14 protein-coding genes are annotated in these 14272 nt (G+C 71.9%); 10 read left to right on the top strand and 4 right to left on the bottom strand.

From position 1 onward, the window contains the following. The first annotated feature begins 102 nt into the window (after positions 1-102). The 4 genes from MQH31_RS01860 to MQH31_RS01875 all read left to right on the top strand — a co-directional run bounded on the left by MQH31_RS01860 (position 103) and on the right by MQH31_RS01875 (position 3357). Positions 103-1506 (top strand): ferredoxin reductase family protein, encoded by a 1404-nt coding sequence (locus MQH31_RS01860; RefSeq protein ID WP_241976148.1) that lies wholly within the window; start codon positions 103-105, stop codon positions 1504-1506. Beyond that, on the top strand, positions 1503-2081 hold the full coding sequence (locus MQH31_RS01865; protein ID WP_243010695.1) for an FMN-binding protein: 579 nt from the start codon (positions 1503-1505) through the stop codon (positions 2079-2081). The genes MQH31_RS01860 and MQH31_RS01865 overlap by 4 nt, the downstream gene beginning before the upstream one ends. A gap of 39 nt (positions 2082-2120) precedes the next feature. Beyond that, positions 2121-2930 (top strand): FAD:protein FMN transferase, encoded by an 810-nt coding sequence (locus tag MQH31_RS01870; RefSeq protein ID WP_243010696.1) that lies wholly within the window; start codon positions 2121-2123, stop codon positions 2928-2930. Between the two features lie 148 nt (positions 2931-3078). Beyond that, positions 3079-3357 carry a hypothetical protein gene (locus tag MQH31_RS01875; RefSeq protein ID WP_243010697.1) on the top strand — a complete coding sequence of 93 codons (279 nt, stop codon included), beginning with the start codon at positions 3079-3081 and terminating at the stop codon, positions 3355-3357. Positions 3358-3369: 12 nt separating this feature from the next. Here the strand turns inward: MQH31_RS01875 and MQH31_RS01880 are convergent, their stop codons facing one another. After that, positions 3370-3849: a MarR family winged helix-turn-helix transcriptional regulator gene (locus MQH31_RS01880; protein WP_134534071.1), complete on the bottom strand. Its 480-nt coding sequence runs from the start codon at positions 3847-3849 to the stop codon at positions 3370-3372. Between the two features lie 133 nt (positions 3850-3982). Here MQH31_RS01880 and MQH31_RS01885 point away from each other — a divergent pair, with 133 nt between their 5' ends. Both MQH31_RS01885 and MQH31_RS01890 read left to right on the top strand, forming a co-directional pair. Further along, a complete protein-coding gene (locus tag MQH31_RS01885; protein WP_243010698.1) occupies positions 3983-4624 on the top strand; it encodes an NADPH-dependent F420 reductase in 642 nt (213 codons plus the stop codon). 200 nt (positions 4625-4824) lie between these two features. Further along, positions 4825-5427: a DUF6518 family protein gene (locus MQH31_RS01890; RefSeq protein ID WP_243010699.1), complete on the top strand. Its 603-nt coding sequence runs from the start codon at positions 4825-4827 to the stop codon at positions 5425-5427. A 2-nt stretch (positions 5428-5429) separates the two neighbouring features. Here MQH31_RS01890 and MQH31_RS01895 read toward each other — a convergent pair whose 3' ends face one another. Continuing rightward, positions 5430-5831 (bottom strand): DUF3054 domain-containing protein, encoded by a 402-nt coding sequence (locus MQH31_RS01895; RefSeq protein WP_243010700.1) that lies wholly within the window; start codon positions 5829-5831, stop codon positions 5430-5432. Positions 5832-5846: 15 nt separating this feature from the next. Next, the gene (locus tag MQH31_RS01900; RefSeq protein ID WP_134534063.1) at positions 5847-6557 is read right to left on the bottom strand and encodes a VIT1/CCC1 transporter family protein; all 711 of its coding nucleotides are present in this window, start codon (positions 6555-6557) and stop codon (positions 5847-5849) included. On the opposite strand from MQH31_RS01900, the gene MQH31_RS01905 reads away from it, so the two are divergent. Further along, on the top strand, positions 6556-7659 hold the full coding sequence (locus MQH31_RS01905) for an EamA family transporter (protein ID WP_243010701.1): 1104 nt from the start codon (positions 6556-6558) through the stop codon (positions 7657-7659). The genes MQH31_RS01900 and MQH31_RS01905 overlap by 2 nt on opposite strands. A gap of 12 nt (positions 7660-7671) precedes the next feature. Here the strand turns inward: MQH31_RS01905 and MQH31_RS01910 are convergent, their stop codons facing one another. Beyond that, the gene (locus tag MQH31_RS01910) at positions 7672-10431 is read right to left on the bottom strand and encodes a hypothetical protein (RefSeq protein WP_243010702.1); all 2760 of its coding nucleotides are present in this window, start codon (positions 10429-10431) and stop codon (positions 7672-7674) included. Positions 10432-10634: 203 nt separating this feature from the next. Between MQH31_RS01910 and sucC the strand changes: the two genes are divergently transcribed. The 3 genes from sucC to MQH31_RS01925 all read left to right on the top strand — a co-directional run bounded on the left by sucC (position 10635) and on the right by MQH31_RS01925 (position 14266). Beyond that, a complete protein-coding gene (sucC, locus tag MQH31_RS01915) occupies positions 10635-11804 on the top strand; it encodes an ADP-forming succinate--CoA ligase subunit beta (RefSeq protein ID WP_243010703.1) in 1170 nt (389 codons plus the stop codon). A 13-nt stretch (positions 11805-11817) separates the two neighbouring features. After that, complete coding sequence (sucD, locus tag MQH31_RS01920; RefSeq protein ID WP_134449963.1) at positions 11818-12705, top strand: succinate--CoA ligase subunit alpha; 888 nt, start codon at positions 11818-11820, stop codon at positions 12703-12705. 118 nt (positions 12706-12823) lie between these two features. Beyond that, positions 12824-14266, top strand: coding sequence for a cell division protein PerM (locus tag MQH31_RS01925; RefSeq protein ID WP_243010704.1), 1443 nt, complete (start codon positions 12824-12826; stop codon positions 14264-14266). Positions 14267-14272 lie beyond the last annotated feature (6 nt).

Here is a 14272-nt window from a genome sequence, read left to right on the forward strand (position 1 = left end):
ACGAGGGGAACCTGTGAACTCGTGCAGCGCACATTGGCGACACACAGGTTACTCTCAGGTGCTCGATAGAGATTCACTGGATTCTCCGGGGATGCTCACCGTATGAGCCTCGACACGCGTGCACGACAGCACAACGCCCCGCCGCGCATCCACCCGAATTACCCGCGGCGGATGCGTCTGGCCGACAGCCTGCAAATCCTCGCGGTGGTCTCGGTGGCGCTCGTCGTCGCGGTCTTCCTCGCCGACGGGGGAGCGGCGAGGATCAGCACACCGGCCGACGCCATCACGGCACTCGGAATCGTCACCGGCCTGGTCGGCACCGACCTGTTGCTCGTGATGATGCTGCTCGCCGCGCGTCTGCCCGCAATCGACAGGGCCTTCGGCCACGACAGCGCGATGGCGCTGCACCAGTCGCTCGGCAAGCCGGCGCTCTACCTGATCCTCGCCCACGCCGTGCTGCTCACCATCGGCTACGCGCTCGTGCAGCCCGCCGGGTTCTTCGACGAGGTATGGATCATGTTCTCGTCGCTGCCGGACATGCCGCTCGCGTTCCTCGGGGTGGGCCTGCTCATCGCCGTGGTGATCACCTCGCTCGTCATCGTGCGGCACAAGTTCCGCTACGAGGTGTGGCACCTCGTGCACCTGCTCTCGTACGTTGCGGTGCTCGTCGCGATTCCGCACCAGCTCAGCGTCGGCACCCTGTTCCGCGAGGGGTCGCTGCAGCGCTACTACTGGCTGGCCCTGTATGCCGGCGTTGCCGGGTCCATCATCCTCTTCCGCTTCATCGTGCCGATCGTGCGCTCGCTGCGGGCTCGCCTCACCGTGGTCGGAGTCGACCAGGAGGCTCGCGGGGTCGTCTCGATCCGCCTCTCCGGCCGCCAGCTGCGCAGCCTCAAGGCGAAGTCCGGCCAGTTCTTCATCTGGCGGTTCTGGACCCCCGGGCTGTGGTGGCAGGCGCACCCGTTCTCGCTCTCTGCCGCGCCGACCCACAATTCCCTCCGCATCACGGTGCGCGGGCTCGGCGACGCGTCCTCCGCGCTGCCCCGCGTGCCCGTCGGCACCCGGGTGAGCTTCGAAGGCCCGTACGGACTCTTCACCGACTTCGCCCGCACCTCGCCTCGGATCGTCCTGATCGCCGCGGGCATCGGGGTCGCCCCGATTCGCTCGCTGCTCGAGACCGCCACGTTCGCACCCGGGCAGGCGACCGTGCTCCTCCGGTCGAGCACGGTCGACGACACCTACCTCGTCGATGAACTCGCGGCCCTGTGTCGGGCCCGCGGCGCCGAACTGCGCATCATCGCAGGCAAGCGCGCCCCCGGAACCAGCAGCTGGCTCCCCGGCGACGCCGTCCAGGCCCGGATCACCCTCGCGACTCTCGTGCCCAAGCTCCGTGAAGCGGATGTCTACATCTGCGGGCCACGCAAGTGGACGGACGAGGTCGTGCGGGACGCCCGGTCAGCCGGCCTGCCGACCCGGCAGATCCACTTCGAAAGGTTCGACTGGTGAGGGCCCGCGCAGTCAGCCTGGCCACCCTGGCATCCCTGTCCGTGCTCGCCGTCGGCTGGCAGGTCGGCGCCCAGGCGAATGCGTCGATGCAGGCGCTCTCGGCGCCGCAGGCGGCGCCAGCGACGATCCCCGCGCCGAGCGCCGGCCCGGCAACGCCGACGCCGACCGCCTCCGCACCGGCCGTCTCCGGCCCGGCGACGGTGTCCGCGGGCTCGACCGCGCCCGCAGCGGCACCCGCCCCTGCGGCACCCGCCCCGGTAGCGCCGGCCCCTGCAGCGCCAGCCCCGGCGGCCCGGCCGACCGGAACCTTCACGGGGTCGACCGTGCAGACCCGTTTCGGCCCGGTGCAGGTCTCCGTCACGATCGCCAATGGCACGATCACCGAGGTCACCGCCCTGCAGCTGACCAATGACGGCGGCCGCTCCGTCGCGATCAGCGCGCAGGCCGCCCCGATCCTCCGGTCCGAGGTGCTCTCCGCCCAATCCGCGAAAGTCAGCAACGTCAGCGGCGCCACATACACCTCGAAGGGGTACACCACCTCCCTGCAGGCGGCGCTCGACACGGCCGGGTTCTAGATCGTGCTTCCGGCAATCGGCGCCGCTAGCGTGGGTGCCATGGACGTGCAGACCTTCGAGACCATGGGCACCGTCGTGAGCCTTCGGATCGGCGGCGCGGCAGGCGGGACGTCCGGTGCGGCGGTCGGTCGCGCGGCGGCAGACGGAGGCCGCGCAGGAGTCCCCGTGCCGGAAGAGGCCCTCGCCGCCGTCCGAAACGTGTTCACCCGCTGGGACGAGCGGTTCAGCCTGTACCGGCCGGACTCGGAGATCAGCAGGATCGCGCGCGGCGACATCCGCCTCACCCAGGCGAGCGCCGACCTGCGCGACTGCTACGCGATCGCGCTCGACTGGCGCGACCGCACGGACGGCGTGTTCACACCGCACCGCGCCGACGGCGTGCTCGACCTGTCCGGGGTCGTGAAGAGCCTCGCGATCGCGGAAGCGGGGGAGGCCCTGCTGGGTCTCGGCCTCTCGGCGTGGTCGGTCAACGCGGGAGGCGACCTGCTCGTGAGCGGCGACCAGTCACCCGGCCAGGACTGGGTCGCCGGCATCGTCGATCCGGCGAACCGGCAGGAACTCCTGGCCTCCGTGCCGCTCGTCGCCCCGGTGCGGGCCGTCGCGACCTCGGGAAGCGCCGAGCGCGGCGAGCACATCTGGACGAGCGCGGGCGGCGGAACCGCACCGTACCGGCAGGTCAGCGTGATCGGGCTCGACATCGTGACCGTCGACGTGCTCGCCACGACGATCGTGGCCGGAGGGGAGGCGGCGCTGAACCGCAGCATCGAGACCTTCCCGATCGAGGTGCTCGCCGTCCTGCGGGACGGCTCGCTCGTCGCCACCGCAGGGCTGCGCTCCGGCCCCGGCTGAGCAGGCCCGGCACCGTTCGCGCCCGATTCCCGCCGGTTATGAACAGGGTCCATCCGGCCCTTGTCGGTGGCGGGGCGGTGGCGTACCGTTGCTCGCGCGGGGGGCACCCAGCGGGGGACGTCCCTCTTCCGACGAGGAGGCAGCGACTATGAGAATTGACCCGGACGGGCTCTGGCCACGGCGAACGGACTCCGGCAGCGACGGCCTGGACGAAGATCGCGACATCGACGACGTCGGGCTCACCCTCGAGGACGACCTGGTTCCGGAGGACGACCCGGACGATGATCTCGATTGGACGATCGACGCCGACGATCGCGCCGTCGAACAGGACGACGAGGACGAGGACGACCGCGGCGTCGACGAGCACAGCATCATCGACATCGATGATGCCGACGATTTCGACGACGTCGACGACTACGAACGGTAACCCGGGGCGCGCTCAGCTCGGGCGGAGCAGGCGGTGGTCGGGGTCCAGGGTTCCCAGCAGGCTGCCGCAGATCTCGGAGAGCTGGCCGACCTGCCCGGGGGTCAGGGAGTCGAAGACCACCGAGCGCACCTCCTCGACATGGCCGGGCGCGCTCGCGACGACCTTCGCCCAGCCCGCCTCGGTCAGCTGGGCGATCGAGGTGCGACCGTCGCTCGGCGAGGCGCACCGGGTGAGCAGGCCCTGGACTTCGAGCCGGGCGATCACGTGCGACAGGCGGGACAGCGACGAGTTCGTGCGCGCGGCGAGCTCGCTCAGGGCCAGCGACCGGTCGGTGCTCTCGGAGATCATCGCGAGCACGTAGTACTCGAAGTGGCTCAGCCCGGCATCCCGCTTCAACTGCGTCTCGAGTCGTCCCGGAAGGAGCATGGTCACGGCCATCAGGCGCAGCCACGCTTCGCGTTCGTCATCTGTCAGCCAGCGCGGTTCGGTCATGACGAGAATTCTACCGGTTAACTTGACGGTTCAACTAAAAAGTCGTAACCTTTAGTTGTTGCTTCAAGTAATTGTGACGGGGATCCCGCCGGAGGCAGCATCCACTCGACACTTTTCCGGAGGAAGAACGACTATGACGAACATCACGATCATCGGCAGCGGCAACATGGCTCGCGGCATCGGCACCCGTGCCGTCGTCGCCGGAAGCGGCCTCCAGATCCTCGACCGTGACCCCGCCAAGGCGGCGGCGCTTGCCACCGAGCTCGGCGCCGAGGTCACCTCCGGGACGCTGACCAGCCCGCTGACCGGCGACATCGTGGTGCTCGCACTCCCGTTCGACGCCGCCAAGGACGTCGTCACCGCCCTCGGTTCCGCACTGTCCGGCAAGACCGTGATCGACATCACCAACCCCGTCGATTTCAGCACCTTCGACTCCCTCGTCGTCGCCCCCGGCACCTCCGCCGCCGAAGAGCTCGCCGCACTCGCCGCACCCGGAGCGACCATCGTCAAGGCCTTCAACACGACCTTCGCAGGCGCCCTCGTCGCAGGCACCGCCGCCGGCCTCCCGCTCGACGTGTTCATCGCCTCCGACTCCGACGAGGCCAATGCGGCCGTGGCCGCCTTCGTCACCGATGCCGGCCAGCGCCCGATCGTCGTGGGCCCGCTGCGTCGTGCCCGCGAGCTCGAGGGCTTCCAGTTCCTCGTGATGACCCTGCAGGTCAACCCGGCATTCGAAGACTTCAACTGGAACACCTCCCTCAAGGTTCTCGTCTAACCGACCGCCCCTGCCGCAGCCAGCGTCCGCACCCGCGGGGCGCTGGCTGCGGCATTTCGTCGTTGCCGAGGCATAACTCCTGCACATTCTGCCGGAGGGACTCCCGAGGCCCGGAAACACGCGGCGGCTATCCCGCCGTCTGGAGATGTGCAGGAGTTATGCCGACCAGGGCGGGTGGGTCGGGGACCTAGGCTGGGGCCGTGACCTCCCGAGAGCCCGTACCGCGCCGCCGGGGTGCCGGGTACCTCTGGGCCGCCGCCGCGGGAGTCGCGGCCGGGCTTCTCGCCCGGCTGTCGTTCGCGGTGCTGCCCGCGCCGTGGGACACCCTCGCGAACACGAGTGCGCTCTGGGGCCTCGTGCCGTTCCTCGTCACCGCAGCGCTCCGGGTGCGCGGCCGGACCGCGGCCGGAGTCGGGGCGCTCGCCCTGCTCACGATGGTCTCCGCGTGGGTGCTCCTGGCGCCGCAGCCGGCATCGCCGCGCATCCTGCTGCTCTGGGGCGTTGCCGGCGTCGCCGCAGGGACACTCTGCGGTTGGGCCGGCGCGCTGGCCCGCAGCGCCCTGCCGCGGCAGCGGATCGTCGCCGCGGCGATCGTCGGAGGACTCATCCTCGGCGAGGGCCTGTACGGCATCGTGCTCATCGGCGGCCCGCAGTGGTGGTGCGAGGCCCTTGCCGGGGCCGGGTTCGCCGTCGCCTTGGGCCGCAGCCCGATGGAGCGGATGCGCGCGCTCGCCGCAGCGGCGCTCGTCGCGGCCGTGCTCTTCTCGGCCTTCCTCGGCTACGACGCGATCGCGGCCGGCTGAGGCTACCGGACCGGCGTCGCGGTCTGGCGACGCGCACGGATCCGGCGCACCAGCACCGCGATGCCGCGCCAGCCGACCAGGAACAGGCCGAGCACGATCGCCGTCACGACGATGAAGCTCGGCTGAATGCCCTGACCGCTCACGACCCGGAGGAGCAACCCGCCCGCGACCGTCCACAGCCAGACGCCGAGCCCGGTGTAGACGATCCGCTGCGGGGCGTGCCAGGCGCGCATGATCAGCCAGCCGATCGTGAGGCCGCCGAGGAACGGCCACCAGGTCGTCAACACTCCCAGCAGGTCCTCTCCGTGGCTCGCGCGGCCGATCGCGGCGAAGACGAGCACGAGGGCGGCGTCGATGCCCGCCGCGAGCAGAGCGGATGCGGGGAGCGTGCGTGGTGAGGACATGGCACCAGCCTACGGTCAGATCGAGGTGCCGATCAGGGCGCCGATCGCCCAGGTCACGGCGAGGGCGAGCAGGCCGCCGACGAGGACCCGGGCGATCGCACGGCCGCGGGGGCTTCCGCCGAGGTACGCGCTCAGCCAGCCGGTGATCGAGAGCGCGACCGCCACCGCGAGGAAGGTGGCGGGCAGCCGCCACGCAGGCGGTGGCAGCAGCACCGCGAGCAGCGGCAGGATCGCGCCGACGGTGAACGCGAGTGCGGATGCGAACGCCGCGTGCCACGGGTTGGAGAGCTCCTCGGTGCCGATGTGCAGTTCGACCTCGAGGTGCGCGGCGAGGGCATCGTGCGCGGTGAGCTCGTCCGCGACGCGGCGGGCCGTCTCAACGCTCAGCCCCTTCGCCCGGTACATCTCGGCGAGTTCGGCGAGTTCCTGCTCGGGCAGGTTGGCGAGCTCCCAGCGTTCCTTGGCGATCAGGGCGCGTTCGGTGTCGCGTTGGCTGCTGACCGAGACGTATTCGCCGAGGGCCATCGAGATCGCCCCGGCGAGCAGGCTCGCGACTCCGGCGATCAGGATCGCCGCGGCATCCGGGGTGGCCGCGGCGACGCCGACGACGAGTGCCGCGACGGAGACGATGCCGTCGTTTGCTCCGAGCACGCCGGCGCGCAGCCAGTTGAGCCGTTCGGCGTGGCCGGGGGCGTGCGGTTCGATGCCGTGATCGAGTTCAGTCATGCCCGAAGTCAAGCAGCCCCGGGGCGTTCGCGCTACTCACGCCAGCCCGGCCCCGGCCCGGTCCGGCCATGCCCCGACCCTGGCCCCGACCCGGGCCCGACCCGACTCCGCCGTCCTTCGCCGTCCCCGGGTCCGCCGTCCCGGCTCTGCCGGCCCGAACGAACGCGGTGCGTCGGCCGCGCACGCGGCATTGCCGCGCCGGGCCGTCGTGCTGGAGGATGGTCTCGTGATTCTGGTGGTCGTGCTGACGCTCGCGTCCGCGCTGTCCTATGGCATTTCGGATTTCTTCGGAACCCTCGGCGCACGGCGGTTCGGAGTGCTGCCCGCGACGACCCTGACCTACCTGTGGGCGACGGTCGCGCTCAGCGCGGGCCTGCTCGTCGTGGGCGGAACCTGGTCGGAGGGCGCGGTGTTCTGGGGTGCGGTCTCGGGGGTGGCCGCCGTCGTCGGCTTCGTGCTGTTCTACCAGGCGCTCACGGTGGGTCCCGTGAGCGTGCTCTCCCCGGTGATCGGCCTCCTCGTCGCCGGGGTGCCGGTCGGCGCCGCCACCGTGGCGGGCACGCAGCTCTCCGGCGCCGCCTGGGTCGCCGTCGGTCTCGCCCTCGCGAGCGCCGTGCTGGTGTCGACCTCGCGCCGCGAGGGAAGCGCACGGGTGTCCCGCCAGGCCTGGATCGTCGGCATCGGATCCGGGATCGCGTTCGGCCTGTCCACGGTCGCGCTCTCCTTCGCCCCCGGGTCCGCCGGGCTCGTCCCGGCCTTCGTGGAGATCGGCATCGGCCTCCTGCTGCTGCTGGCGCTCGGGATGTGGCGCAGCAGGTCCGCCGGTGGACGCCCGTTCGTGCTGGGCCGGCTGCGGTCGGCCGGGCCGCGCTGGATCGCCGGGAGCATGGTCGCCGGAGTGCTGCTCGGCGTCGGGGACGCCCTCCTGCTCGTCGCCCTGTACTCCGGCAACCTCGCCGTGGTCGGCGTTCTGGTCGCCCTGTATCCGGTGGCGACGATCCTGCTGTCGATCGCGGTCCTCGGGGAGCGCCTCACGCTGCCGCAGTCCATCGGCGTCGGCACCGCGCTCGCCTCCTCCGCCCTCTTCGCGCTCGGCAAGTGAGTCTCGCGGAGGCTAGGCAGGGAGGGTAGTGCCGGCGAGGTCGGCGAGGGCGTCGTGGTACTGGCGGGTGCGGTAGTACTCGCCGTGGGTGCCGACCGCGCCCGTGTACCCGCTCGTGTCGATCTCGTCGGCGAAGCGGTCGATCGGGTTGCCCGGCGCCCGGTTCGACCAGGCCGGGAATCCGAGCGGATCGGTCGCCCGCCACAGGCTGATCCAGCGCCGCACCGGGAGCGCGGCAGCGGGCGAAGCCGGTTCCGGCGGCAGCGGGGTCGCCCGGGCGTCGGCCAGCCACGGGTCGGCGCTCCACAGTCGCGGGCGCTGGCACGGCAGGGTGCCGAGCACGTCCGGCCCGAGGATCTCGGGAAAGAACCGTCCGAAGAACGGCCGCACCTGCACGCCGAAGCTCAGCAGCGAGACCCGGTCCCGCCGCGCCGACCAGTCCGGGTGCGCGGCCAGCGAGAAGAGCGCGGCGATCGCGACGACCGTGCCCATGCTGTGGGCGGCGAGCACGACCTCCCGCTGCCGCGGCGGCGTGCCGTCCGCCCGGCCGTCCAGCCACCAGAGCACCCGGCGGCAGACCTCGGGCACGGCCCGCTCGGTGTAGCAGGGAGCGCCGAGCGGATGCCCGGCACGCGGCAGGAAACAGGCGAGGTCCCAGACGATCGCGAGCGGCCTCGTCGCCCGCCCGGGGGCCGGACGAAGGACGAGCCCGGCGAGCACGATCACGGCGACGCCCGCCCAACCGGCCATCGACACGTCGAGCCAGGCGAGCAGCCCGGGCGGGGCGGTGATGCCGTCGGTCGGGACGGACCCCGGTGCCGGTGTCGCGGCATCCGCCGGCACCAGCCGGGGCACGACGAGGGTGAGGACCTCGGTCGCGAGGAGGGCGAGGAAGCCGGCCCCGGCGAGGATCCCGGTGACCGGTTCGACGAGGTGCAGGCGAGCCGCGAGCGCCCGCTTCCGGTCGCGCACGGGACGGAGCAGTGCCACGAGTTCGGCCTCTGATCCCGCCGGCATCGGGGTCTCGCCACCGGGGGCGCCCGGGCCGCCGGGTCCGCCGAAGCCGGGCTCTCCCGCGTCGTCGCCGGTCGTGGCGGGGACGGCTCCCGCCGTGCCGCCTCCGGCGCCGACCGTGCTCGCCGGACCCGGTCCGACGCCGCCGGACCCGGGCGGGCTGTCGTCCGGGCTCCACTCCGCGACGCGCGGGCCCACCCGGCGCGGTCGGATCATGGCGCAGGCAATGGAGAGCGCCGCCGCGGCGAGGAGCGCGAATGCGAGCCCCCCGAACCACGGGTACACGCCAGGCACGGTCAGGACGGGCGTCGCCGGCGACCCGGCCGCGTTCGCCGGCGCACCGAGCAGGGCGCTCGCGCCGGCCCCGCCGTTCAGCCAGGTGCCGACCCCGACCGTGAGGAGGCTCGACAGGATGAGCCCGACGGTGAGGGCGATGGTCAGGAACACGGCCGGCGCGAGGCCGTGCCACGCCTCGAACCGAAGTCGGCCGTGCGGGGCGGGGTAGCGGAACGCGGCGCTCGCCGCGATGCAGGCGAGCATGCCGCCGAGGAGCGCGAGCAGCGTGATCGAGGAGATCGAGGCGACGGAGGCCGCCGCCTCCCCGGTCGGTCCGGGGCCCGCCGCGCCGCCGTCGCCGGGGAAGGGCGGGGCAAGCCCGAGGACGACGAGCGCCGCGAGGTGCGTCACGATGCCGAGCAGGACGAGCGCGGTGTGCCACCGGGCCGCCGTCGTGCGTGCGATGGGTTCGACGGGAAGAGTGCGCGTGCAGAACGCGGTCACGAGGGCCGCCAGGAGCAGGGCCCCCGCGACCAGGACGACGACGCCCGCCGCCGTTCCGGACGCGCCTGCGCGCACCGCGGCTCCTCCAGCGCCGCCGGCGAGGGCGGCGCACGAGAGCAGCGAGCTGAGGCTCAGCCCGGCCGCGAGGTGGGTGAGCGAGAGCCGGTGCGTTTCGCCGCGCCGATTCCAGAGCTGCGGCGACTCCAGCAGCGGCGGGGGCGCGACGGTCGGCGTGCCGGGTCGCCCGTCCGCCGGTCGCACGCCCGGTCGTGCCGCCGCCGGCCGGGCAGCGAGGTAGCGGTCGGCGACGTCGTACCGCAGCCGTGCCCCGTTCGAGAGCTGCCAGATGCCGAGGATCATCGCGATCGGCGCGAGCGAGAAGACGGCCATCCGCTGCCCGGTCGTCCACGCGCCGAGGCCGCCGAGTGCACCGGGCAACCCGGAGCAGACCAGCGCCCCGTCGACGTAGCACTGCCGGGCCAGCAGGTCGACGCCGAGGTTCGCGACCGTCGCGACGAGCAGGAGCGTGAGCAGCACGCCGAACAAGCGGATGACCCCGGCCCGCACGCTGAGTCCGCGCGGCACCGCCTGGGTCGGGAGCCGCCAGCACCAGGCGGCAGCGTTGGCGATCGAGAACGGGAGGAGCAGCGCCCAGCCGATCCGGGCGAGCGCGGCGAGGACCGCCCAGACCGGCCCGGCCCCGCCGGGGGTGCTGCGCACCAGCCCGCCCCAGGAGTACGCCTCGCGGCGGATCCGGCGAGGGACGTAGCCGCGCTGCTCCGCGGCATCCGCTGCCCGGCGATGACGCCGGAGGGAGTCGTCCGTCGGCGTCCAGAAGCTGCCGAGCACGTCGCCGGCGGCGAGCTCGACCTCGTCCGGCGGCAGGTCGAGCAGCGCGAACGGCGAGGTGTTGTTGATGCCGTGCACCCGCAGTTCGAGAATATGCGGGGGAGCGGATGTCCTGAACGGTCCGGCCATGCGCGGTCCCTTCCGGGTGTCGGGGGGTGTGGCTGGCATGGTACTGCCGCCCTGACGGTTTGGCGAGGCGGGGGTTACGTGTGACGCTAGAGTTTGAACTGGTCAGATTGTCTCGACGTCGAGCTACATTCGATGCCGGACGCTGTGCCGTCACACCCCTCGTACCCTGCAGGAACGCTCAGTCGTGGATTGGAAAGAGCAGCGTGGACCTTTACGAATATCAGGCAAGAGACCTGTTTGAGCAGTATGGAGTCCCGGTTCTGCCGGGCATCATCGCGGACACACCCGAGGAGGTGCGCGCCGCTGCCGAGAAGCTCGGCGGTGTCGTCGTCGTCAAGGCCCAGGTGAAGGTCGGCGGTCGCGGCAAGGCCGGCGGCGTCAAGGTCGCCAAGACCCCCGACGACGCCTTCGCGGCAGGCCAGGCGATCCTCGGACTCGACATCAAGGGGCACACCGTCAACCGGGTCATGGTCGCCGGCGGTGCGCGCATCAAGCAGGAGTTCTACTTCTCGGTGCTGCTCGACCGCTCCAACCGCTCCTACCTCTCGCTCGCGAGCTACGAGGGCGGCGTCGAAATCGAGGTTCTCGCCGTCGAGAAGCCCGAAGCGCTCGCGTACGTCGCGATCGACCCGAACCTCGGGATCGACCTCGACACCGCACGCCGGATCGCCGTCGAGGCGAAGTTCCCCGCCGAGCTCGTCGAGAAGGTCGCCCCGGTCTTCGTGCAGCTCTACAACGTCTTTAAGGGCGAGGACGCGACGCTCGTCGAGGTCAACCCGCTCGTCCTGACCGAGGAGGGCGACATCATCGCCCTCGACGGGAAGGTCACCCTCGATGAGAATGCCGGCTTCCGCCACCCGAAGCACGCCCTGCTCGAGGACGCGGCCGCCGCTGACCCGCTCGAGGCCAAGGCCAAGCTCAACGACCTCAACTACGTCAAGCTCGACGGCGTCGTCGGCGTGATCGGCAACGGCGCCGGTCTCGTGATGTCCACGCTCGACGTGGTCGCGTACGCGGGCGAGAACTTCGGCGGCGTCAAGCCGGCCAACTTCCTCGACATCGGCGGCGGAGCATCCGCTGAGGTCATGGCGGCCGGACTCGACGTCATCCTCGGCGACCCCCAGGTCACGAGCGTCTTCGTCAACGTCTTCGGCGGCATCACCGCCTGCGACGCGGTCGCCCGCGGCATCGTCGGCGCGCTCGCCGAGCTCGGCAGCGCCGCGAACAAGCCCCTCGTCGTGCGCCTCGACGGCAACAACGTCGAGGAAGGCCGCCGCATCCTCACCGAGGCCAACCACCCGCTGGTCACCTTGGCCGCCACCATGGACGAGGGCGCCGCCAAGGCCGCCGAGCTCGCCTACGCCGCGAAGTAAGGGATTTTCGAACATGTCTATCTTCCTCAACAAGGACTCCAAGGTCATCGTCCAGGGCATCACCGGCGGTGAGGGCACCAAGCACACCGCCCTCATGCTCAAGGCAGGCACCCAGGTCGTCGGCGGCGTGAACGCCCGCAAGGCCGGCACCACGGTCGTGCACGGCGACGTCGAACTCCCCGTCTTCGGCTCGGTCGCCGAGGCCATCGAGAAGACCGGGGCGGATGTCTCGATCGCCTTCGTCCCGCCGGCCTTCACCAAGGACGCCGTCATCGAAGCCATCGACGCCGAGATCCCGCTGCTCGTCATCATCACGGAGGGCGTCCCGGTCCAGGACTCCGCCGAGTTCTGGGCGTACGCCAAGGCCAAGGGCAACAAGACCCGCATCATCGGGCCGAACTGCCCCGGCATCATCACGCCGGGCGAAGCGCTCGTCGGCATCACACCGGCGAACATCACCGGCAAGGGCCCGGTCGGCCTCGTCTCCAAGTCGGGCACCCTGACCTACCAGATGATGTACGAACTGCGCGACCTCGGCTTCTCGACCGCGATCGGCATCGGCGGCGACCCGATCATCGGCACCACCCACATCGACGCGCTCGAGGCCTTCGAGAACGACCCGGAGACCCTCGCGATCGTCATGATCGGCGAGATCGGCGGCGACGCCGAGGAGAAGGCGGCCGACTACATCCGGGCGCACGTCACCAAGCCCGTCGTCGGTTATGTCGCCGGCTTCACCGCGCCGGAGGGCAAGACCATGGGCCACGCCGGTGCGATCGTCTCCGACGGAGCCGGAACCGCCCAGGGCAAGAAGGAGGCCCTCGAGGCCGCCGGTGTCAAGGTCGGCAAGACGCCGAGCGAGACCGCGACCCTGCTGCGCGAGGTGCTCGCCGCGCTGTAGCCCGGCATCCGCTCGCAGAGCCCAAAGGGGGCCCGCCACCACGGCGGGCCCCCTTTTTTTCGCGCGTCGCGGCGGGGGCGCGGGGACCGGTCAGCCGGGCGAGGTAGGCTCCCACCGGATGAACCGCTTAACGACAGCCCTGCTCGCCGCACTCGAGGCGCTCATTGTCGTAGCCATCGGAGTCGGCGTCTCCCTCGTGCCCCTGACCATCCTGTGGGCCACCCAGTACGGTCTCGCGGTCGACTGGCTCGTCTTCTGGCGCGCCGCCGTCAACGTCTGGCTGCTCGGCAACGGCGTCGACCTCGCCGTCCAGCTGGACCCCACGGTCGTCGCCGCGCTCGGCCTGCCCGGCGCGGAGGCCCCGTTCTCGCTCACGATCGCGCTCCTCGGGTTCGCCGTGCTCGCCCTGTTCCTCGGCAGGCACACCGGCCGTCGTGCGGCGGACTCGCCGCACCGCTGGACCGGCGTCCTGACCGCGATCCCCGTCTACGGGCTGCTCGCGACCCTGCTCACCCTCACCGTCGGCACGGATGCCCTGCAGCCGTCGATCCCGCAGGGCGTGCTCCTGCCCACAGCCGTGTTCGCCGCCGGGGTGTTCATCGGCGCGCGTCATCGGACCGAGTCGCCGGAGCACCCGGTCTCCGGCCAGGCGCCTCACCTTCCCGGGGCATCCGCGCACCCGGCACCCGGTCGCGGGGCCACCGGCCGCCCCGCAGCGGCCGGCACCGGTGGGGGATCCGCGGGCGCGGCATCCGCTTCGCGCACGACGCGCCCGGCCTGGCTGCGCGCCCTTCCCGCGTTCCCCGCGCTTCCCGCCCTGCCGCGACTGCCCCGGCCGCCGGAGGTGCCTGCCGAATGGCGCTCGATCCTGGCCGGCGCCCTCCGTGCCGGCTTCGGTGCCGCGACCGGGACGATCGGCGTCGCGGCCCTCGCCGTCTTCGTGCTCGTGCTCAGCAACTTCGCGACGATCATCGGACTCTACGAGACCGTGCAGGCCGGCGTGATGGGCGGCATCACCCTGACGATCGCCCAGCTCGCCCTCATTCCCAACCTCGTGATCTGGGCGGCGGCCTGGTTCGTCGGACCCGGCGTCGCCGTCGGCCTGGGCTCGAGCGTGTCCCCGGTCGGCACCGTCCTCGGCCAGGTGCCCGGCCTGCCGCTGCTCGGGGTGCTCCCGCACGGCAGCCTCGCCTTCGGGTATCTCGGGTTGCTCGTGCCCGTGCTCCTCGGCTATCTCGCGGCCGTCGCGACCCGGCAGCGCCAGTACCGTGCGGGCGGGGCCGGCGTCGGTCGCGGCCGGCTCGCGCTCACCGGCGTCTTGGCCGGCGTCGTGGCCGGAATTGTCCTCGGAGTGCTGGCCTGGTGGTCCGGCGGGGCGCTCGGACCGGGCCGTCTCGTCGACGTCGGACCGAACCCGATGCTGGTCGGCGCTTTCGCCGCGCTCGAGGTCGGCGTCGCCGCGGTGCTCGGTATGCTGACGCCCCCGATCCGGACGCGCGGGGCCACCTCCCCTGCCTCGGCCCCCGCCCCGGCCTCACCGGCGAGGACCGGCAAACGATAGGCTCGA

It is taken from the genome of Cryobacterium zhongshanensis (genome assembly GCF_022760445.1).
Lineage (GTDB): Bacteria > Actinomycetota > Actinomycetes > Actinomycetales > Microbacteriaceae > Cryobacterium > Cryobacterium algoricola.

Excerpts from the sequence above, each read along its gene's own strand:
- MQH31_RS01860 (WP_241976148.1), top strand. The coding sequence starts at position 103 with ATGAGCCTCGACACGCGTGCACGACAGCACAACGCCCCGCCGCGCATC.
- MQH31_RS01870 (WP_243010696.1), top strand. The coding sequence starts at position 2,121 with ATGGACGTGCAGACCTTCGAGACCATGGGCACCGTCGTGAGCCTTCGG.
- MQH31_RS01875 (WP_243010697.1), top strand. The coding sequence starts at position 3,079 with ATGAGAATTGACCCGGACGGGCTCTGGCCACGGCGAACGGACTCCGGC.
- MQH31_RS01880 (WP_134534071.1), bottom strand. The coding sequence starts at position 3,849 with ATGACCGAACCGCGCTGGCTGACAGATGACGAACGCGAAGCGTGGCTG.
- MQH31_RS01885 (WP_243010698.1), top strand. The coding sequence starts at position 3,983 with ATGACGAACATCACGATCATCGGCAGCGGCAACATGGCTCGCGGCATC.
- MQH31_RS01895 (WP_243010700.1), bottom strand. The coding sequence starts at position 5,831 with ATGTCCTCACCACGCACGCTCCCCGCATCCGCTCTGCTCGCGGCGGGC.
- MQH31_RS01905 (WP_243010701.1), top strand. The coding sequence starts at position 6,556 with ATGCCCGAAGTCAAGCAGCCCCGGGGCGTTCGCGCTACTCACGCCAGC.
- MQH31_RS01900 (WP_134534063.1), bottom strand. The coding sequence starts at position 6,557 with ATGACTGAACTCGATCACGGCATCGAACCGCACGCCCCCGGCCACGCC.
- MQH31_RS01910 (WP_243010702.1), bottom strand. The coding sequence starts at position 10,431 with ATGGCCGGACCGTTCAGGACATCCGCTCCCCCGCATATTCTCGAACTG.
- sucD (WP_134449963.1), top strand. The coding sequence starts at position 11,818 with ATGTCTATCTTCCTCAACAAGGACTCCAAGGTCATCGTCCAGGGCATC.
- MQH31_RS01925 (WP_243010704.1), top strand. The coding sequence starts at position 12,824 with ATGAACCGCTTAACGACAGCCCTGCTCGCCGCACTCGAGGCGCTCATT.